Origin of the sequence: Streptomyces sp. NBC_00376 (genome assembly GCF_036077095.1) — a bacterium.
In the GTDB taxonomy this organism is placed as follows: Bacteria; Actinomycetota; Actinomycetes; order Streptomycetales; family Streptomycetaceae; genus Streptomyces.
The window spans coordinates 2,539,768-2,558,437 of sequence record NZ_CP107960.1 but is presented as its reverse complement, the minus strand read 5'-3'; the positions used below and the strand labels follow the sequence as shown (position 1 = coordinate 2,558,437).

Sequence of the window (18,670 nt, the reverse complement as noted above, 5' to 3'; positions counted from 1 at the left end):
CTTTGTCGGACTCGCACAAAGACTGCCCCGTACTGGCTGGTACTTCGCCTGCACGCCGTCCGGGTTCTGTTGGGCTCCACCAGGAAACGGGTCACGAGACTGTACGGAGTCGACGGCAGGATTTGCTTGCCCGGCTTCGTAGGGTCGGTACATGACCGTTGTGGACGAAACCCCGGGCGAGCCGAGCGACACCCGTGGCCGGGTGGCCGAACTGCTGGCGCTGCGTGAGCAGGCCCGTCGCGGACCGAGTGACCGGGCGACCGAGGCGCAGCACGCCAAGGGCAAGCTGACGGCGCGTGAGCGCATCGCGCTGCTCCTGGACGAGGGTTCGTTCAAGGAGGTCGAGCAGCTGCGCCGGCACCGGGCCACGGGGTTCGGCCTGGAGGAGAAGAAGCCGTACACCGACGGTGTCATCACCGGCTGGGGCACGGTCGAGGGCCGCACGGTCTTCGTGTACGCGCACGACTTCCGGATCTTCGGCGGTGCGCTGGGCGAGGCCCACGCCACGAAGATCCACAAGATCATGGACATGGCCATCTCGGCCGGTGCCCCGCTGGTCTCGCTGAACGACGGCGCCGGCGCCCGTATCCAGGAGGGCGTCTCCGCGCTCGCCGGGTACGGCGGCATTTTCCAGCGCAACACCCGGGCCTCGGGCGTGATCCCGCAGATCAGCGTGATGCTCGGCCCGTGCGCGGGCGGCGCGGCGTACAGCCCGGCGCTGACCGACTTCGTGTTCATGGTCCGCGAGACCTCCCAGATGTTCATCACCGGACCGGACGTCGTGAAGGCGGTCACCGGTGAGGAGATCACCCAGAACGGGCTCGGCGGCGCGGACGTGCACGCCGAGACCTCGGGCGTCGCGCACTTCGCGTACGACGACGAGGAGACCTGCATCGCCGAGGTCCGCTACCTGATCGGGATGCTGCCCTCCAACAACCGCGAGAACCCGCCGACCGCCGCGAGCGACGACCCCGCCGACCGGCGCGGCGACGTCCTGCTCGACCTGGTCCCGGCCGACGGCAACCGCCCGTACGACATGCACAAGGTCATCGAGGAGCTCGTCGACGACGGCGACTACCTGGAGATCCACGAGCGCTGGGCCCGCAACATCGTCTGCGCCCTGGCCCGGATGGACGGCCAGGTCGTCGGCATCGTCGCCAACCAGCCGCAGACCCTGGCCGGCGTCCTGGACATCGAGGCTTCCGAGAAGGCGGCCCGCTTCGTCCAGATGTGTGATGCATTCAACATTCCCATCATCACTCTTTTGGACGTACCCGGCTTTCTGCCCGGGGTCGATCAGGAGCACGGTGGAATCATTCGGCACGGTGCGAAGCTGCTCTACGCGTACTGCAACGCCACGGTGCCGAGGATCTCGCTGATCCTGCGCAAGGCCTACGGCGGTGCGTACATCGTGATGGACAGCCAGTCCATCGGTGCGGACCTGACGTACGCCTGGCCGACCAACGAGATCGCGGTGATGGGCGCCGAGGGCGCCGCCAACGTCATCTTCCGTCGGCAGATCGCCGACGCCGAGGACCCGGAAGCCATGCGCAAGCGCATGGTCAAGGAGTACAAGGCGGAACTGATGCATCCGTACTACGCAGCCGAGCGAGGCCTGGTCGACGACGTCATCGACCCCGCCGAGACCCGCGAGGTGCTGATCGCCTCGCTCGCCATGCTCCGTTCCAAGCACGCAGACCTGCCGTCCCGCAAGCACGGCAACCCCCCGCAGTAGTCCGCACACCGCGCAGCACCCCTGCCGAGCCCGCGAAGACCTGCCGAGAAGACGGAGAAACAACCCATGAGCACTGCTGCCGAGTCCGTGCTGCGCGTCGAGAAGGGCCTTGCCGACCCCGAGGAACTGGCCGCGATAACCGCGGTCCTGCTCGCCCGCGCCGCGGCCCAGCCCGCCACGCCCCCCGCCCACCGGGGCCGCAACACCGCCGGCTGGCGCCGCCTGGAACGCACGCCGGGCTTCCGCGCCCCGCACTCCTGGCAGGGCTGACACACCACGCGCGAAAGGGCCCCGCACTCCTTCGGGAGTGCGGGGCCCTTCCGTGTGTCCGGACCGTGGGGCCCTACCGCAGGCGCGCCATGAGGGCGTGCTCCACGAGCGTGATCAGCGCACTCTTGGCGTCCGCGCGGTGCCGCGCGTCCGTCGTCAGGATCGGCGTGTCCGGGCCGATCTGGAGGGCTTCGCGGACCTCGTCGGGGGTGTAGGGCTGGTGTCCGTCGAAGCCGTTGAGGGCGATGACGAACGGGAGGCCGCTGTTCTCGAAGTAGTCGACGGCGGGGAAGCAGTCGGCGAGGCGGCGGGTGTCGACGAGGACGACGGCGCCGATGGCGCCGCGGACCAGGTCGTCCCACATGAACCAGAAACGGTCCTGACCGGGCGTACCGAAGAGGTACAGGATCAGGTCCTGGTCCAGGGTGATACGACCGAAGTCCATCGCCACCGTCGTGGTGGTCTTGTCCCCGGTGTGCGTCAGGTCGTCGATGCCCGCGGAGGCGGACGTCATCACGGCTTCGGTGCGCAGCGGATTGATCTCCGAGACGGCACCGACGAACGTGGTCTTACCCACGCCGAAGCCCCCTGCCACCACGATCTTCGCCGAGGTAGTGGAGCGGGCTGCTCCGCCGCTAGAGCTTGCGAAGTCCACTGAGCACCCTTTCGAGCAGTGTCACATCTGGCTGGCCGCCGGCGGACTCGTCGCCGCCGGGCTGATGGATAGCGACGAGTCCGGCCTCTGCCAGGTCGGCTACGAGGATCCGGGCAACGCCGAGCGGGATCGAGAGCAGTGCCGAAATCTCGGCGACCGACTTGATCTCGAAGCACAGCCGGCAGATCCGCTGGTGCTCGGGCAACTGCCCTTGCAGCCGGGACGGATCGGCCGTGGTACTGACCAACGCCTCAATGGCGAGTTGGTAGCGCGGTCGGGTCCGGCCGCCGGTCATGGCGTACGGACGAACCAGCGGATTGTGCGCGGCGGGCGCGGCAGGCTCGGGGGTCTGCCGCGGCTGGACCGGCTGGATACGGGGCGCCTGGGGCGAGTTGTAGCGGTACGGACGCTGCGTGGGCCACCCGGAACCCTGCTGGGCGTCGTGCGGCGGCCGCGGGGGCTGCTGCGGCTGCTGCTGATAGGGCCGGTAAGGCTGCTGGGCGCCGTGTCCGCTGGGTGCGGAGGGGAAGTTGAACCGGTTGTCCCCGTGCTCACCCGGTACCTGCCGGCCACCGTTGTACGGGTGTCCGCCCTGGGGTGTGTCCACGATTCCTCCTCCGACTACCGGTCCCGATCCCAGTGGGTCCGCGCCAACGCACCTTATGGCCCGGTGGCGCGAAACGCACTGTCTGTCTATTAGTTAAGAAGACTTCCCTGCAGTTCAGCACGGAGGTCCGGGGTGAGGACACTGCCCGCACGGTCGACGAGAAGTGCCATTTCGTACCCAACCAGACCGATATCGGCGTCCGGATGTGCGAGAACGGCAAGTGAAGATCCGTCGGAAATGGACATGATGAAGAGGAATCCGCGTTCCATCTCCACAACTGTCTGATTCACCGCGCCGCCCTCGAAGATCCGCGAAGCACCCGCGGTCAGCGAGGTCAGCCCGGAGGCGACGGCCGCCAGCTGGTCGGCGCGGTCACGGGGGAATCCCTCGGACATGGCCAGCAGGAGTCCGTCGGCGGAGACCACCACCGTGTGCGACACCCCGGGGGTGTTGTCCACGAAGTTGGTGATCAACCAGTTCAGATTCTGCGCCGCCTGGCTCATCGGGCTCACACTAACGCTCCTGGTTGTAGGTATTACTGTCGTCCGAACCCGCGCTGCGTCCCCGCAGCACGCCCCGCCGCAGGTTGCTCAACCTGCCGCGGACGTCCTCGGGGGCACGGGAAACCTGGGGGCCGCCCTGCAAGGTCTGCTCGGCCGTGCCCTCGACCAGATTGGCCTTGGGCACCCGCCGGGGGAGTCCGGACGGGGTGATCCCGCCCGCCTTGGGCTCCCGGAGCTTCTCGGCCCGCTCCCAGCGCTCGTCGTTGGCCGAGCGCCAGTCGTCGGAGCCGTCCGCGCCCGCCTGAGCGGGCTCCTGCTGCGGTTCCTCCCGCTGCCGCTGTTGCTGCGCGGCGACGGGCCGGCTGTTGCCCCGGCCGGTGGGCTGCCAGTGCTGCTGACCGCCCCGGCGCGGCAGACCGGCTTCGGTCAGCTCGGGACCGGAGTCGGGCGTGGGCCCCGGACGGTCGAAGCCTACGCGCTCCTGCGGCTCTGCGGGAGCGCTCGCGAAGGATTCCGCTTCCGCCGGCGCCGAAGGCTCGTACGTGTCCTGGTAAGCGCCCTGATCCGGCCAGTCGTCCTGGTGGGGTTGGGGAGCGAACTGCTCCTCGTAGGACGGCTGCGGGGCCTCAGCGGCCGCGTACGCGCCTTCCGTATAACCACCGGGCAGACCCTGGCCGGGCTGCTGGGCGAGGCCCGCATCGGCCTGGTAGGGCTCGTAGCCGCCCTGGTACGGAGCCTGCTCGTACTGCCCTTGCTGCGGGACCTGCTGGGGAGCCTGCTCGTACTGCTCCTGCTGCGAACCCTGCTGCGGCTCCTGGGCGTAGCCGTTCCCGGCGTACCCGCCGTCCCCGTACTGGTTGTCGGCGTACTGCTCCTGCGGGAACTGCTGGTGCCCGCTCGCCGTCTGCGCCTCCAGCGCCGCCCGGCGCTCCTCACGCATCAGCGAACGGCCCACCGGGTCCAGCTGCGCCGCGTCCGCCGAGGGCTGCTCGTAGCGCGAGTCGTCGAAGCCGAGCTCCGCCGCCGTGCGCATGTGCGGGGACGGCTGCTGTTCGAAGCTCTGCTGCTCCGGAATGATCGAGGAGACGGTGAAGTCGTCCGTCGCGGCGGACGGTTCGCCGCCGCCGCCGTGGGTGATCGCGTCCGGCAGCATGACCAGCGAGGTGGTTCCGGCCTGCTCGCCCGAGGGGCGCAGCTGGACCCGGATGCCGTGCCGGTCGGAGAGCCGGCCGACCACGAACAGACCCATCCGCTGCGACACCGCGGCGTCCACGGTCGGCGGGTTGGCCAGCTTGTGGTTGATGTCGGCGAAGTCCTCGGCGGTGAGCCCGATGCCCTTGTCGTGGATCTCGATCATCACGCGGCTGTCGGGCAGCCGGGTCGCGGTGACCCGCACCTTGGTCTGCGGCGAGGAGAACGTGGTGGCGTTCTCCAGCAGCTCGGCCAGCAGGTGCACGAGGTCGGTGACCGACTGGCCGTGGATCTCGGTCTCGGGCACCCCGGCGAGCTCGATGCGCTCGTACGACTCCACCTCGGAGGCGGCGGCCCGGAGCACGTCGACCAGCGGGACGGGCTGGTTCCAGCGGCGGCCGGGCTCCTCGCCGGCGAGGACCAGGAGGTTCTCGCCGTTGCGGCGCATGCGGGTGGCCAGGTGGTCCAGCCGGAAGAGGTTCTCCAGCTGGTCCGGGTCGGCCTCGTTGTTCTCCAGGTCGGTGATGAGGGTCAGCTGGCCCTCGATCAGCGACTGGTTGCGGCGCGAGAGATTGGTGAAGATCGCGTTGACGTTGCCCCGGAGCATGGCCTGCTCGGCCGCCAGCCGGACCGCCTCGCGGTGCACCTGGTCGAAGGCGCGGGCGACCTCGCCGATCTCGTCGTGGCTGTGGATCGGGATCGGCTGGACGCGGGTGTCGACCCGGCCCGGTTCGGCCCGGGAGAGCTGGTCGACCAGCATCGGCAGCCGCTGCTCGGCTATCCCGAAGGCGGCGGTGCGCAGTTGGCGCATCGAGCGGCTCATCTGCCGGGCCATGAGTCCGGCCAGGACGAAGGCGGCCAGCAGGGCGACGACCACGACGGCGGCGTTGATGACGGCGTCGTTCTTGGCGCTGGACGAGATGTCCGCGGCCTCGGTCACCGCCTTGTCGACGAGCTCGTCCTCGACCGTGGTGTAGCCGTCGAACTTGGCGGTGGCGGCCGCCATCCAGGTCTCCGGCGTGATGCCCTTCGCGGCCAGCTTCTCGGGCGACTTGCCCTGGCCGATCTGCTGGGCCATGCCGTCGAAGACCGAGCCGTCGATGCTGGGCGGGGCGACGAACGGGGTCCCCGCGGCGTCGGCCTCCTCCTTGGCCTGCTTCAGGTCCTTCGCGCCCTCTTCGGCCTTGGCGACCATGACCTGCTTCAGCCGGGCCGCGTCGGCCTCGGTGCCGCCGGAGTTGAACTCGCCGAGCGCGATCTGCTCCAGGTAGTTGTACGAGCCGAAGGCCTTGACCTGGGCGTCGAACTTGGCGCTCTCCTGGCTCGGACGCACCAGGAGGTGCATGCCGATGGAGCGCTGAAGCGATTCTGCAGCCTTGGCGAGCTCGATCGCGTAGACCGTACGACCGTAGGCGGTGATGTTGCCGGTGCCCAGACCCAGCTCGTTGCTGAACTCCATCAGCGAGTGCTGGACCTTGACGTAGCCCTCCTCCGTCTTCACCGGGTCCATGCCCTCGGCGAAGGCGGCCTTGCGCAGCTCGGGAAGGGTGGGCTCCTCCAGCTGGAACAGCTGAAGGCGCCGCTCCAGGCCCTGCTTCTTCGGCATGTCCTTCACGGCCGCGTCGAACTTGTCCGCGGCGGCGTCGGTGGTGGCCCGGACCTCCGCGATGATGTCGGCGTTCCGCTTGTTGGACAGCAGGGGCTGGGCGGAGAGGTCACGCTCGTTGAGCAGCGCCTGGCCGTACTCGGCGGCCGCGCGCACGATGAGCGCGGTCTTCTCGGCGTCCTGCGCCTCGCGCCAGGTGTCGATCGACCCCTTCACCTGGAATCCGCCCATGACCAGGCCGACCAGGACGGGGATCAGGAGAATCGCGTTGAGCCGGGTGGGTACCCGCCAGTTGCGCGGCGACAGCCGACTCGTGCTGCCACCGGGCACCGTCGCGTCGGACGCCTCCGCGGAGGACGCCGCAGCGCGCGGTGGCGGCGTGAAGTTGCCCCGCTCCTGCGCCGTGGAGCCCGCGTTGCTTCGCCTCACTCGACCAACAACCTCTCGGCGTCGGCACCTACGTTGTGCCGTATTTCGTTCAGGGCCGTACTACTCGGGAGTTCGACGAATTCCAGCACGGCGACCGGTCGCGTTCCAAACAGTCGGAATCTGCCATTCCGAGTGGCGCAGACCTCGGATAAAACGGGCATAAAGAACGAGCCCCGCCAAAAGGCGGGGCTCATGTGAGCGCAGCGGCACCGTTCGGATGCGTCGGGTGTCGAACGCAGGGTAATTCTCTTTCGAAACGTTATGAACACGGGGGTGGATCGTGTCAAAGGACACAGTCCACCCCCGTCCGACTACGGTAACTACCGTATGGCAATACCGACTTGTGACTACTTGAGCCGGGCCATGAGGGCGTGCTCCACGAGCGTGATCAGACCGCTCTTGGCGTCCGCGCGGTGCCGCGCGTCCGTCGTGATGATCGGCGTGTCGGGGCCGATCTGGAGGGCTTCGCGGACCTCGTCGGGGGTGTAGGGCTGGTGTCCGTCGAAGCCGTTGAGGGCGATGACGAACGGGAGGCCGCTGTTCTCGAAGTAGTCGACGGCGGGGAAGCAGTCGGCGAGGCGGCGGGTGTCGACGAGGACGACGGCGCCGATGGCGCCGCGGACCAGGTCGTCCCACATGAACCAGAAACGGTCCTGACCGGGCGTACCGAAGAGGTACAGGATCAGGTCCTGGTCCAGGGTGATGCGACCGAAGTCCATGGCGACGGTCGTCGTCGTCTTGCCCCCGGTGTGCGTCAGGTCGTCGATGCCCGCGGACGCGGACGTCATCACGGCCTCCGTACGCAACGGGTTGATCTCCGAGACGGCACCTACGAACGTGGTCTTGCCCACGCCGAAGCCCCCGGCCACCACGATCTTCGCCGAGGTGGTGGCGCGGGCCGCACCGCCGCTAGAGCTTGCGAAGTCCACTGAGCACCCTTTCGAGCAGTGTCACATCCGGCGCGCCGCCGGCCTCTCCATTGCCCGGCTGGTGGATGGCCACCATGCCGGCTTCCGCCAGGTCCGCGACGAGAATCCGGGCCACACCGAGCGGCATCGACAGCAGCGCCGACACCTCGGCCACCGACTTCACCTCACGGCAGAGGTGGCAGATCCGCTGGTGCTCGGGGAGCAGGGTCCCCAGATGCGCGGGGTCGGCCGTGGTGGAGACCAGTGCCTCTATGGCGAGCTGATAGCGGGGCCGGGTCCGGCCACCGGTCATGGCGTACGGGCGGACCAGTGGCTGGTCGCCTTCACCTTCGTACGACGCGTGGTGCAATGCGCCGTACGGATCGGGTGAGGCGGGTGGCGGGGTCATGAATCCTCCGGGCGTGACAGCAGTACGTCGGCTTGCCGTCTGAAGGGGCCGGTGGGGGGCTCTAAGCGGCCTGACGGGTGAGGGATACGGGCATTACCTGGGGCAATCGAGTCTGTCATCGATCCGTGGCCGCCTAGTGGAGCAGGCTGCCCTGGAGTTCGGCACGGAGGTCGGGGGTGAGGACGCTGCCCGCACGGTCGACCAGCAGGGCCATCTCGTACCCGACCAGACCGATGTCGGCGTCCGGGTGGGCGAGAACGGCCAGTGAGGAGCCGTCCGAGATGGACATCAGGAAGAGGAACCCGCGTTCCATCTCCACCACGGTCTGGCTGACGGCGCCGCCTTCGAAGATCCGGGAGGCACCCGCGGTCAGCGAGGTGAGCCCGGAGGCGACGGCCGCCAGCTGGTCGGCGCGGTCACGGGGGAATCCTTCGGACATGGCCAGCAGGAGTCCGTCGGCGGAGACCACCACCGTGTGCGACACCCCGGGGGTGTTGTCCACGAAGTTGGTGATCAACCAGTTCAGATTCTGCGCGGCCTGACTCATCGGGCTCAACTAACGCTCCTGCTGGTGAGTGGGGCCGAGTGGGAAACTGCCGGTCGACTGGCTGTTGTTGGCCTGCCGCCCTTGCTGGATGCCCCGGCGGAGATTGGTCAACCGCCCGCGTACATCGTCGGGGGCACGTGACACCTGAGGACCGGACTGATGGTTCTGCTGCTGTGCGGTGCCCGGCACCAGGTTGGCGCGAGGCACTCGGCGCGGCAGTCCGGAGGTGGTGACTCCGCCTGCCGCGGGCTTCTTGACCCGCTCCGCCTGCCGCACGAGTTCGTCGTTCGGCGAGGGGCGCCAGGAACTTGTGGTGCCGTCGGCGTCGCCTCCGTCGCGGCGCGGCGCCGCGGGAGCCCCCGGGGCGGTCGGCCGCTGGGGGAGGGACGTGGGCGACTGCGGCTCGGCGGGCGGCTGCTGGCCGCCCTGCTGCGGGCCGTGGAACCAGTTCGTCTCCAGGGTGTCGTACAGCGGGGTACGACCGTCCCCGGGGCCGGCCGCCGGAGGCAGCGCCTCGGGCTGCGGCTGCGCCGGCAGGACCGGACGGTACTGCGCGTCACCGGCGGGCGTCCGCGGGGCACCGAAGTCCTCGTCCTCCCGGCCGCCCCGGCGCGGTGCCGGTAGGCCCTGGTCCTGCGCCCGTGCGGGCTGCGGCTGGCCGAAGTCGGGGCGGGCGAACTGCGCGGTGCTCGCCGGGTCCTGCGCGGACGGGTTCTGCGAGCCGTAGGACTGCGGGGCCGGGGCCGAGAAGTCCGGGCGGGCGAACTCGGCGGTGGAGCCGGGGCCCTGCCGGTCGTCCATGGGCGCCCGCGGCGTGAGCGGCGGGTTCATCGGCCGCTGGAACTGGCCGGTGGACTCGGGGTCCTCGTGACCGCGCGGGGCGTCCAGCGGAGTGTGCCGCGGCGCGGACGGCTCCTCGGTGCCCCAGCTGGTGGTCTGCGGACGCTGCGGCTGCGGGTTGCCGCCGGGCAGCTCGGCACGGGGGCCGCCGACCGGGGGCAGCTGACGGCCGGGGCCGTCCTGGCCGGCCGGGTTCTGCCGGGCCTGCTGCGGCTGGGACGGCTGCCACGGGGAGGGGCCGTTCGGGCGGCCCTGCGGACCGTTCTGGTCCTGGCCCTGGCGGTGCTGGTCCTGGCGGTGCTGGTCCTGACGGTCCGAACCCAGGCGGTTCTGGCCGAACAGGTCGGGACGGCCCGAATCCGTACGGCCCGGTCCGTCGCCCTGGCCGCGGGCGCCGAGGCGGGCACCGTTGCCGAAGGCACCGGCGAGGCCGCCGCCCTGACGCTGCGGCTCCGGGCGGGAGGCGTCCTGCGGCCCGGTGCCGGACAGCCCGGCGGACTGGAAGCCGGCGTTCTGCTGGCCCTGCTGGTTCGGCTGGCCAGCCTGGTGGCGGGGGCCGCCGTCGCGCGAGGGCAGCGCGGCACGCGGCGCGGAGCCCGCACCGACCTGACCGCGCGAGGCGCCGGGACCCGAGGCGAGACGGCCCGCCGGGCCCGAGGCGGGGCCGCCGAGGCCGGGACGGGAGTCGTTGCCCGGGCCCCCCGGGCCACCGCCGAGCAGACCGCCCGGGGCGCCGGACTGCTGTCCGGGAGCCTGCTTGGGAGCCGGCTGCTTGCCGCCGTGCGCGACATCGACGGGCAGCATGACCAGCGCGGTCGTGCCGCCGGAGTCGGAGGGCCGCAGCTGGATCCGGATGCCGTGACGCAGGGACAGCCGGCCGACCACGAACAGACCCATGCGGCGGGAGACCGAGACGTCCACGGTGGGCGGCGAGGCGAGCCGCTCGTTGATCGCGGCGAGGTCCTCGGGGGAGAGGCCGATGCCGGTGTCGTGGATCTCGACCAGCACCCGCCCGTCGGGCAGCGCGTGACCGGTGACCCGGACCTTGGTCTGGGGCGAGGAGAACGACGTGGCGTTCTCCAGCAGCTCGGCGAGCAGGTGCACGAGGTCGTTGACCACGCGGCCGGCCACCTCGGTGGCGGGCACCGCGGCCAGTTCGATGCGCTCGTACTGCTCCACCTCGGAGGCGGCGGCACGGAGCACGTCGACCAGGGGGACGGGGCGGGTCCACCGGCGGCCCGGCTCCTCGCCCGCGAGGACGAGGAGGTTCTCGCCGTTACGGCGCATACGGGTCGCGAGGTGGTCGAGCTTGAAGAGCGAGGAGAGCTGGTCCGGGTCGGCCTCGCGCGACTCCAGTTCGGAGATGAGCGAGAGCTGACGCTGGATGAGGCCCTGGCTGCGGCGCGAGAGGTTGGTGAACATCGCGTTGACGTTGCCCCGGAGCAGGGCCTGCTCGGCGGCGAGACGGACGGCCTCGCGGTGCACGTCGTCGAAGGCCGCGGCCACCTGGCCGATCTCGTCCCGGGAGTGCACACCGACGGACTCGACCGAGGTGTCCACGTCCTGCGGGTCGGCCTCGGAGAGCTGCTTGACGAGCTCGGGCAGCCGGTCCTGGGCGACGCGGGTGGCCGTGTCCTGCAGCCGCCGCAGCGAACGGATCATCGACCGGGCGACGACGAAGGCACCGACCAGCGAGACACCGAGCACCAGCAGGATGAGCGCACCGCTGATGATCGCTTCGCGCTTCGACTCGTCGCGGAGCTCGCGGGCCTTGCCCTCCATGTCGCTGAGGAGGGTCTCCTCGATGGTCTTCATCGCCTGGATCTTGGTCGAGCTCTGGTCGTACCAGTCCAGGTAGGAACGCCGCGCGGTGCCGGACATGCCCCCGGGGCTCTCCAGCACCTTCCTGGCGTAGGCGTCGGCGGCCTTGATCTCGGGGTTGCCCTCGTCGAGCGTGGCGGTCAGCTCGTCGGCGTTGTTGCCGGTCGCCTTGTACACGGCCTTGAAGGAGGTGAGCGCCGACCGCTCCTTGCGCAGCGCGGCGCGGCCGAACTGCTTGTCGTTCTCGTCGAGGTGCGGCTGCTTGTTGTTCCCGCCGGGCAGGGCCGCGGCGATGATCGCGCGCTGGACCGAGGCGTACTCCTTGGCGGAGGAGAAGGCCGCCAGCGCCCGGGTCCGCTTGATCATCTCCGAGTTGCTGGTCGCCTGCGCCATGTCCTGCGAGAGGCTCAGCAGCGAGGTGATCAGCTGGCTGTACTGGTCGACGGTCTGAAGACTCGGGCTGCCCTTGACGTACGCCGCCTTGCGGATGTCACGGATCTCGGCGAGCTGGCTCGCGATCTGGGTGACGCTGGCGAAGATGCCTTCGAGGGCCTCGTCGCCGGAGGGGTCGCCGATCGAGGTCGTCGCGTCGAGGAAGGCGGTCTTCGCCCGGTCGGTCTTCTTGCGGGGCTCGGTGACCTTGAAGTCGTCGGCCTTCACCCCGTTGGCCAGCGGACCGGCCGACTGGTCTCGCTCCTGCTGGAGCGCCTGGGCGAGCGACGTCGCCTGCTTCGTCATGTTCGTCAGCAACTGCATGTGATCCAGCTGCTGGATGTCGCTCATGGACTCGTTGATCCGCAGACCACCCAGCGTGGTCGCGGCGACCACGGGAAGGGCGAGCAGGGAGACCAGACGGGTGCTGATGCGCCAGTTGCGAAGCGCGACTCGCGAGCCGGTGCTGACGGGCCCCCGGGACTTGAGCGACGAGATCGGATCGACGTCACCGTTCGCCGCGGCACCGGGTCGCTGAGCACGGTCGCCGCTGTCGCCGGCCGCGGCAGGCCCGGGGTTCTGGGCGTGCTGGGCCGAGGAGCCGCGGTCGGTCCCGCCGTGCGGCTCCCGCTCCGCCGCAGCGCTGCCATCCCTCTTGAAACGTCCCTGCACTAGCGTCGCAACCTCTGGACCAGGCGTCCCCCCGCGCTGGGCGGTCGGACGGTGTCGGCGTCGTGGGGCGTTGTACCCGCCCCATGGTGGTCGTGAGTGACCGGCGTCCTTCCCCTTCCCGCCGCCACTCGGCGCTCCGTTGCGCCCCTGCGCGCCGGCTTGAAACCCGCGGCGGTGCGTGGAATTCCAGCACAGTGCCGGATCTCCAACAAGGGCCCCGTGCCGGGCTGTGACCTGGGTGACGCGTTGTGATGACTGAGTAACAAGCAGTGGAGCGTGATCACGGATAAAACGGATGATTACCGGCGAACCGACGAAGCGTAAGAGGTGTCCCAGTCGACATGATCAGGAGCGGAATGGCTGATTCAGTTACGTAATGTCCGTTTCTGTCGACGTGATCGGCCGCCTGGAATGGGGGAATTGTCTGTCGGTTCGTGAGCAAACTCACATGATGATCGTCGTCTCTTCCGGGCTTCCGGAGGGAATCGGATGTTTAGCCTGACCCTTTACAGGGATGGCAAATCCGACAACCGGCGCCCCTCCGGGCGGCGCCCGTACCGACAGGGTCCGAACGGCAGATGAAGACGACGATGATGTTCCGCAACATTGCCAACCCCCGGCGCACCACGCTGGCGCACCTCGACGGCGCCGTCGGGCCGCGGACGCCGGAGCAGCCGGAGCACGCCGTGGACCTGCCCACCCAGACGGCCAACCCCCGGCGCACCGTCCTCATGGTCGCCCCGGTCACCGCCGCCGCTGAGTAGCACGGACGCCGTCCCCCTCGGAGCCTGTCGGGTGACCCGCGCCGCCCGGTAATCGGAGCGGTTCCCGACGGGCGACGCGTTAGCCTGGAGCGTCAGTCTTCAGCCAGCAAGTGAGGGGCGACAGCATCCCGTGCGCATCGCCAGGTTCTCCATCGACGGCAATGTCGCCTTCGGCGCCGTCGAGGGCGAGGGGCCCGATGGTCTCGTCCTCGACATCATCAAGGGCATCCCGTACGCCGAGTTCGAGCTCTCCGGCACCAAGGTCCCGCTGAGCAAGGTCCGCCTCCTGCCGCCCGTGCTCCCCAACAAGGTCGTGGCCATCGGCCGCAACTACGCGGAGCACGCCAAGGAGCTGGGCAACGAGGTACCGGACGTACCCGTCGCCTTCTTCAAGCCCACCACCTCGGTGATCGGCTCCGGCGACGCCATCGAGTACCCCTCCTTCTCCAACGAACTCCACCACGAGGCCGAACTGGCCGTGGTCATCGGCCGCATGTGCCGGGAAGTTCCGCGCGAGCGGGTCAAGGACGTCATCTTCGGCTACACCTGTGCCAATGACGTCACCGCCCGCGACGCCCAGAAGCGCGAGAAGCAGTGGGCCCGTGCCAAGGGCTTCGACACGTCCTGCCCGCTCGGCCCCTGGGTGGAGACCGACCTCGACCCCCACGACCTCACCATTCAGGCGACGGTCAACGGAGAGCAACGGCAACTCGGCCGTACGAGCGACATGATCCGCTCGATCGAGGATCTGGTCGTCCACATCACGGAAGCCATGACGCTGCTCCCGGGCGATGTGATCCTCACCGGCACTCCCGCAGGGGTCGGACCCCTCCATGTCGGCGACGAGGTCGCCGTCACCATCGAAGGCATCGGCACTCTCACCAACAAGGTGATCAAGCGTGGTTAACGCACCCGTCCGTGTACGTTTCTGTCCCTCCCCGACCGGCAACCCCCACGTGGGCCTGGTCCGCACCGCCCTGTTCAACTGGGCCTTCGCCCGGCACCACGGCGGCACCCTGGTCTTCCGCATCGAGGACACGGACGCGGCCCGCGACTCCGAGGACTCCTACAACCAGCTCCTGGAGTCCATGCGCTGGCTCGGCTTCGACTGGGACGAGGGCCCCGAGGTCGGCGGCCCGCACGCCCCGTACCGCCAGTCGCAGCGGATGGACATCTACAAGGACGTCGCCGACAGGCTCCTCGCGGGCGGGTACGCGTACCACTGCTACTGCACCACCGAGGAGCTCGACGCCCGCCGCGACGCCGCCCGCGCCGCCGGCAAGCCGTCCGGCTACGACGGCCACTGCCGCGAGCTGAGCGCCGAGCAGATCGCCGCCTACGAGGCCGAGGGCCGCACCTCCATCGTCCGCTTCCGGATGCCCGACGAGGCGCTCACCTTCAACGACCTGGTCCGCGGCGAGCTGACCTTCCAGCCGGAGAACGTGCCGGACTACGGCATCGTCCGGGCCAACGGCGCCCCGCTCTACACGCTGGTCAACCCGGTCGACGACGCGCTGATGGAGATCACCCACGTCCTGCGCGGCGAGGACCTGCTCTCCTCCACCCCGCGTCAGCTCGCCCTGTACAAGGCGCTCATCGAGCTGGGCATCGCCAAGGACACCCCGGCCTTCGGCCACCTGCCGTACGTCATGGGCGAGGGCAACAAGAAGCTCTCCAAGCGCGACCCGCAGGCCTCGCTCAACCTCTACCGCGAGCGCGGCTTCCTGCCCGAGGGGCTGCTCAACTACCTCTCCCTGCTGGGCTGGTCCATCGCCGAGGACCGCGACATCTTCTCCATCGACGAGATGGTGGCCGCGTTCGACATCGGGGACGTCAACGCCAACCCGGCGCGCTTCGACCTGAAGAAGTGCGAGCACATCAACGCCGAGCACATCCGCAAGATGGACGTGAAGGCGTTCACCGAGGCCTGCGGCCCCTGGCTGAAGGCCCCGTTCGCCCCGTGGGCCCCGGAGTCCTTCGACGCGGAGCAGTTCGCGGAGATCGCCCCGCACGCCCAGACCCGCGTCACGGTCCTCTCGGACATCACGGCCAACGTCGACTTCCTCTTCCTCGACGAGCCGGCGACGGACGAGGCGTCCTGGAACAAGGCGATGAAGGAGGGCTCCGACGCCCTCCTGACCACGGCCCGCGCCAAGCTGGCCGACGCCGAGTGGAACGCCGACGCGCTGAAGAACGCCATCCTCACCGCGGGCGAGGAGCACGGCCTGAAGCTCGGCAAGGCCCAGGCCCCGGTCCGCGTGGCGGTCACCGGCCGCACCATCGGCCTGCCGCTCTTCGAGTCCCTGGAGATCCTGGGCCGCGAGAAGACCCTGGCCCGCGTGGACGCAGCGCTGGCCAAGCTGGCCGCGTAACGCCCGTACGACGCCCGAGGGGGCGGCCACCGGTTCATCCGGCGGCCGCCCCTCCGCCGTTTCTGCCGGACGTCAACTCCGTGGCAGAGCCGGGGTCGTGGCGTCGGACCACGCCAAGGCCCCTGCGCTGCCAGGCGCCGCCCAGGCCACGATCAAGGCCGCGACCGCGCCCGACCGCGAGTGAAGTGATCCCGGCCGCCGGGACCCGGGGGCACCGCGACGCCCTCCCGTGCCCGGCGCGTGACCGCTAGCCTGGCCGCATGGTCATCCGAGCCGTGCTCTGGGACATCGACGACACGATCTTCGACTACACCCATGCCGACCGCTTCGGCATGCGCAAGCACCTCGAACAGGAGGGCCTGCCCGACGGATACGAGAACGTCGAGCAGGCCCTCGTCGCATGGCGGGAGCTGACCGACGTGCACTGGGCGCGGTTCGCCGCCGGGGAGACGGACTTCCTGGGGCAGCGCCGGGACCGGGTCAGGGAGTTCCTTTCGCGGGCACTGGACGATGCCGAGGCCGACGACTGGTTCGCTTGCCACGTGACTCACTACGAGGCCGCCTGGTCGCTCTTCCCGGACGTGCTGCCGGCCCTGGATCTGCTCGCGGACGGATTCCGGCACGCGGTGCTGTCGAACTCCAGCATCCACAACCAGGACCGGAAGCTGCGCAGGCTCGGTGTGCGGGACCGGTTCGAGGCCGTGGTGTGCGCAGTGGAGCTCGGCGTCTCCAAGCCCGAGGCCGCGGCCTTCCACGCCGCCTGCGAGGCGCTGGCGCTGGATCCGGGGGAGGTCGCGTATGTGGGGGACGAGCCCGACATCGATGCCCGTGGGGCAGTCGCCGCCGGGCTGATGGGGATCTGGCTGGACCGGCGCGGACGCGGCGGACGGCCCGAGCTGGTCCGCATCAGCGGGCTCGATCAGCTGCCTGATCTGCTGACGGGCAATACCCGTTTTGGAGCGCCGGACACCTTCGGGTAATGTTCTTCCTGCGCCGCCCGAGCGGGACGGAAGATCCGAACGGGAAGCGCAGCCGGAGCAAAAGCCCCGCAAGGGGTTGCGTTCCAGTGGGCTATGGTGTAATTGGCAACACTACGGTTTCTGGTACCGTCATTCTAGGTTCGAGTCCTGGTAGCCCAGCGCAGAAATGCAAAAGTAGTATCAAGCCCCCGTTGTGTAGCGGCCTAGCACGCTGCCCTCTCACGGCAGTAGCGCCGGTTCGAATCCGGTCGGGGGTACAGATCCTTCCCGCGAGATCATCTGGGTCGCACCCACGCTCTCGATGCAGGATCGCTAGGGCCCCCGTTGTGTAGCGGCCTAGCACGCTGCCCTCTCACGGCAGTAGCGCCGGTTCGAATCCGGTCGGGGGTACTTGTAACACCATGGGCTATGGTGTAATTGGCAACACTACGGTTTCTGGTACCGTCATTCTAGGTTCGAGTCCTGGTAGCCCAGCGCAGAAATGCAAAAGTAGTATCAAGCCCCCGTTGTGTAGCGGCCTAGCACGCTGCCCTCTCACGGCAGTAGCGCCGGTTCGAATCCGGTCGGGGGTACAACAGCAGGAAAGGCGGAGGCCCTTCACTTCGGTGGAGGGCCTTTGTCTTTGCCCGAGAGGCCCGTTCGGGCCGCGCGGGCCTGTTCGGTCCGTCAGAGACCGTAGCGCCGGGCCGACTCCTCCTCCTGGGCCATCCGTCGCAGGGACATCAGCAGCGGCTCGTAGAGCACGGCTGACGCGACCGCCATCTCCACCTGCTCCGACTCCGTGGGATGTGTCTCCATCATGTCCAGGTCCTGGACGGCGACTTGGTGCATCAGCCGGGCCTGCTCGGCGAGGTAATCGACGTCACAGGGGTAGCCGAGGCGGATCAGTGTCGCCACCGACGACACCAGTGAGCGGTGCGCGGGGGAGAGGGAGCCGATCTCCTGCGACGTCGCCCAGCCGATCCGGTCCAGCAGCTGTTCGACGGCCTCGCGGGCGACCTCCGTCTCCGGTGCCTCCTCGTCCGGGTCCGGGCCGTGCGGGAGCGACCACAGCGCGGCGCCCAGCCGGATCGTCCGGCCCAGGGACTCGTCGTCGATGTGGGAGAGGACCTCGCGCGCCGTGGCCACGGGAAGGCGGCCCACCTGGATCAGGGCCCGCACCAGGCGCAGCCGGCGCAGATGGCTCGCGTCGTACTCGGCCTGTGTCGCGGTGACCCGGTGGCCGGGGTGCAGCAGCCCCTCGCGCAGGTAGTACTTGATCGTCGCGGTCTTCACACCGCTCTGCTCGCTCAGTTCCGAGAGTCGCATGTTCCGTGCCTTCCCTTGCGCCACCTCTTGGGCAGTGCCACTATCCAACCATTGGATAGTGGCACTCTCCAAAGCAGGAAGGGGCAGTCATGTTCGCGAAGCCGATACCGGGACGGACCACGGCCGCGGCCGAGGGGGAGGTGGTCGTACTGCTCATCGGGATGCGCATCAACCACTTCTGGGGCGTGCACCATTGGCTGCCCGTGCTGCTGGCGATGCCTCGCATGCTGCGGGAGTTGGGCAAGGACAAGGGGCGCGGCCTGCTGGGGTACACGCTGTTGAGCGGCTCGCCGCGGACGTACTACGTCGTCCAGTACTGGGAGTCGAGGGAGAAGCTCTACGCGTACGCGAGCGCTCCCGACATGTTCCACCGCAAGGCCTGGGCGATCATGAACCGCAAGGAGAAGAAGTCCCGGCAGCACGTGGGGCTGTGGCACGAGGCGTACATGGTGCCCGAGGGCGGCTACGAATCGATCTACGCCGACATGCCGGCCTACGGACTGGCCGGGGCGACCGGGGTGCTGCCGCTGGAGGCGCGCGGTCGTCGGGGGGCGGATCGGCTGGCACACCGTTCGTCCGCGAAGTGAGGCGCTGGAAGGGGGCCGCCACGACGCTGGGGCG

General features: G+C 69.4%; 16 protein-coding genes and 5 tRNA genes. 12 read left to right on the top strand and 9 right to left on the bottom strand.

All coding sequences use genetic code 11. The features are described 5' to 3' along the window. Positions 1–151: 151 nt before the first annotated feature. A complete protein-coding gene (locus tag OG842_RS11285; RefSeq protein ID WP_266729474.1) occupies positions 152–1,735 on the top strand; it encodes an acyl-CoA carboxylase subunit beta in 1,584 nt (527 codons plus the stop codon). A 66-nt stretch (positions 1,736–1,801) separates the two neighbouring features. Continuing rightward, positions 1,802–2,005 carry an acyl-CoA carboxylase subunit epsilon gene (locus tag OG842_RS11280; RefSeq protein ID WP_266729473.1) on the top strand — a complete coding sequence of 68 codons (204 nt, stop codon included), beginning with the start codon at positions 1,802–1,804 and terminating at the stop codon, positions 2,003–2,005. A 73-nt stretch (positions 2,006–2,078) separates the two neighbouring features. Here OG842_RS11280 and OG842_RS11275 read toward each other — a convergent pair whose 3' ends face one another. From OG842_RS11275 to OG842_RS11240, 8 genes are all read right to left on the bottom strand, one after another. Further along, a complete protein-coding gene (locus OG842_RS11275) occupies positions 2,079–2,660 on the bottom strand; it encodes a GTP-binding protein (protein WP_014048542.1) in 582 nt (193 codons plus the stop codon). Further along, positions 2,641–3,267: a DUF742 domain-containing protein gene (locus OG842_RS11270; protein ID WP_266729472.1), complete on the bottom strand. Its 627-nt coding sequence runs from the start codon at positions 3,265–3,267 to the stop codon at positions 2,641–2,643. Before OG842_RS11270 ends, OG842_RS11275 begins: the two co-directional genes overlap by 20 nt. A gap of 89 nt (positions 3,268–3,356) precedes the next feature. Then, positions 3,357–3,770 carry a roadblock/LC7 domain-containing protein gene (locus tag OG842_RS11265; protein ID WP_006127847.1) on the bottom strand — a complete coding sequence of 138 codons (414 nt, stop codon included), beginning with the start codon at positions 3,768–3,770 and terminating at the stop codon, positions 3,357–3,359. 10 nt (positions 3,771–3,780) lie between these two features. Further along, entirely contained in the window at positions 3,781–6,996 is a 3,216-nt protein-coding gene (locus OG842_RS11260) for a sensor histidine kinase (protein WP_266729471.1), read from the bottom strand. Between the two features lie 347 nt (positions 6,997–7,343). Then, positions 7,344–7,925 (bottom strand): GTP-binding protein, encoded by a 582-nt coding sequence (locus OG842_RS11255; protein ID WP_072487286.1) that lies wholly within the window; start codon positions 7,923–7,925, stop codon positions 7,344–7,346. Further along, positions 7,906–8,313, bottom strand: coding sequence for a DUF742 domain-containing protein (locus OG842_RS11250; protein WP_030978706.1), 408 nt, complete (start codon positions 8,311–8,313; stop codon positions 7,906–7,908). The genes OG842_RS11255 and OG842_RS11250 overlap by 20 nt, the downstream gene beginning before the upstream one ends. A 133-nt stretch (positions 8,314–8,446) precedes the next feature. Next, entirely contained in the window at positions 8,447–8,860 is a 414-nt protein-coding gene (locus OG842_RS11245; RefSeq protein ID WP_259934900.1) for a roadblock/LC7 domain-containing protein, read from the bottom strand. A gap of 9 nt (positions 8,861–8,869) precedes the next feature. Then, positions 8,870–12,625, bottom strand: coding sequence for a sensor histidine kinase (locus tag OG842_RS11240; protein ID WP_328512196.1), 3,756 nt, complete (start codon positions 12,623–12,625; stop codon positions 8,870–8,872). Positions 12,626–13,203: 578 nt separating this feature from the next. Here OG842_RS11240 and OG842_RS11235 point away from each other — a divergent pair. From OG842_RS11235 to OG842_RS11195, 9 genes are all read left to right on the top strand, one after another. Next, entirely contained in the window at positions 13,204–13,389 is a 186-nt protein-coding gene (locus tag OG842_RS11235) for a hypothetical protein (protein WP_266729469.1), read from the top strand. A 130-nt stretch (positions 13,390–13,519) separates the two neighbouring features. Then, on the top strand, positions 13,520–14,296 hold the full coding sequence (locus tag OG842_RS11230; RefSeq protein ID WP_124716171.1) for a fumarylacetoacetate hydrolase family protein: 777 nt from the start codon (positions 13,520–13,522) through the stop codon (positions 14,294–14,296). After that, positions 14,289–15,761 carry a glutamate--tRNA ligase gene (gene gltX, locus OG842_RS11225; protein ID WP_266729468.1) on the top strand — a complete coding sequence of 491 codons (1,473 nt, stop codon included), beginning with the start codon at positions 14,289–14,291 and terminating at the stop codon, positions 15,759–15,761. The genes OG842_RS11230 and gltX overlap by 8 nt, the downstream gene beginning before the upstream one ends. 260 nt (positions 15,762–16,021) lie before the next feature. Further along, complete coding sequence (locus tag OG842_RS11220; RefSeq protein WP_266729467.1) at positions 16,022–16,741, top strand: HAD family hydrolase; 720 nt, start codon at positions 16,022–16,024, stop codon at positions 16,739–16,741. Between the two features lie 87 nt (positions 16,742–16,828). Continuing rightward, positions 16,829–16,900, top strand: a tRNA-Gln gene (locus tag OG842_RS11215). Positions 16,901–16,925: 25 nt separating this feature from the next. Then, positions 16,926–16,998: transfer RNA gene (locus OG842_RS11210), tRNA-Glu, on the top strand. 60 nt (positions 16,999–17,058) lie between these two features. Continuing rightward, positions 17,059–17,131, top strand: a tRNA-Glu gene (locus OG842_RS11205). Positions 17,132–17,143: 12 nt separating this feature from the next. Next, positions 17,144–17,215 (top strand) — tRNA-Gln (locus OG842_RS11200). A 25-nt stretch (positions 17,216–17,240) separates the two neighbouring features. Beyond that, positions 17,241–17,313, top strand: a tRNA-Glu gene (locus OG842_RS11195). A 94-nt stretch (positions 17,314–17,407) separates the two neighbouring features. Here OG842_RS11195 and OG842_RS11190 read toward each other — a convergent pair. Next, positions 17,408–18,049, bottom strand: a complete 642-nt coding sequence (locus OG842_RS11190; RefSeq protein ID WP_266729466.1) for a MerR family transcriptional regulator — start codon at positions 18,047–18,049, stop codon at positions 17,408–17,410. Positions 18,050–18,138: 89 nt separating this feature from the next. Between OG842_RS11190 and OG842_RS11185 the strand changes: the two genes are divergently transcribed. Then, positions 18,139–18,636, top strand: a complete 498-nt coding sequence (locus OG842_RS11185; RefSeq protein WP_266729465.1) for a DUF4188 domain-containing protein — start codon at positions 18,139–18,141, stop codon at positions 18,634–18,636. Positions 18,637–18,670 lie beyond the last annotated feature (34 nt).

What these genes read in the sequence shown, in the direction of transcription:
- OG842_RS11285 (WP_266729474.1), top strand. Translation starts at nt 152, where the DNA reads ATGACCGTTGTGGACGAAACCCCGGGCGAGCCGAGCGACACCCGTGGC.
- OG842_RS11280 (WP_266729473.1), top strand. Translation starts at nt 1,802, where the DNA reads ATGAGCACTGCTGCCGAGTCCGTGCTGCGCGTCGAGAAGGGCCTTGCC.
- OG842_RS11265 (WP_006127847.1), bottom strand. Translation starts at nt 3,770, where the DNA reads ATGAGCCAGGCGGCGCAGAATCTGAACTGGTTGATCACCAACTTCGTG.
- OG842_RS11250 (WP_030978706.1), bottom strand. Translation starts at nt 8,313, where the DNA reads ATGACCCCGCCACCCGCCTCACCCGATCCGTACGGCGCATTGCACCAC.
- OG842_RS11245 (WP_259934900.1), bottom strand. Translation starts at nt 8,860, where the DNA reads ATGAGTCAGGCCGCGCAGAATCTGAACTGGTTGATCACCAACTTCGTG.
- OG842_RS11235 (WP_266729469.1), top strand. Translation starts at nt 13,204, where the DNA reads ATGAAGACGACGATGATGTTCCGCAACATTGCCAACCCCCGGCGCACC.
- OG842_RS11220 (WP_266729467.1), top strand. Translation starts at nt 16,022, where the DNA reads ATGGTCATCCGAGCCGTGCTCTGGGACATCGACGACACGATCTTCGAC.
- OG842_RS11190 (WP_266729466.1), bottom strand. Translation starts at nt 18,049, where the DNA reads ATGCGACTCTCGGAACTGAGCGAGCAGAGCGGTGTGAAGACCGCGACG.
- OG842_RS11185 (WP_266729465.1), top strand. Translation starts at nt 18,139, where the DNA reads ATGTTCGCGAAGCCGATACCGGGACGGACCACGGCCGCGGCCGAGGGG.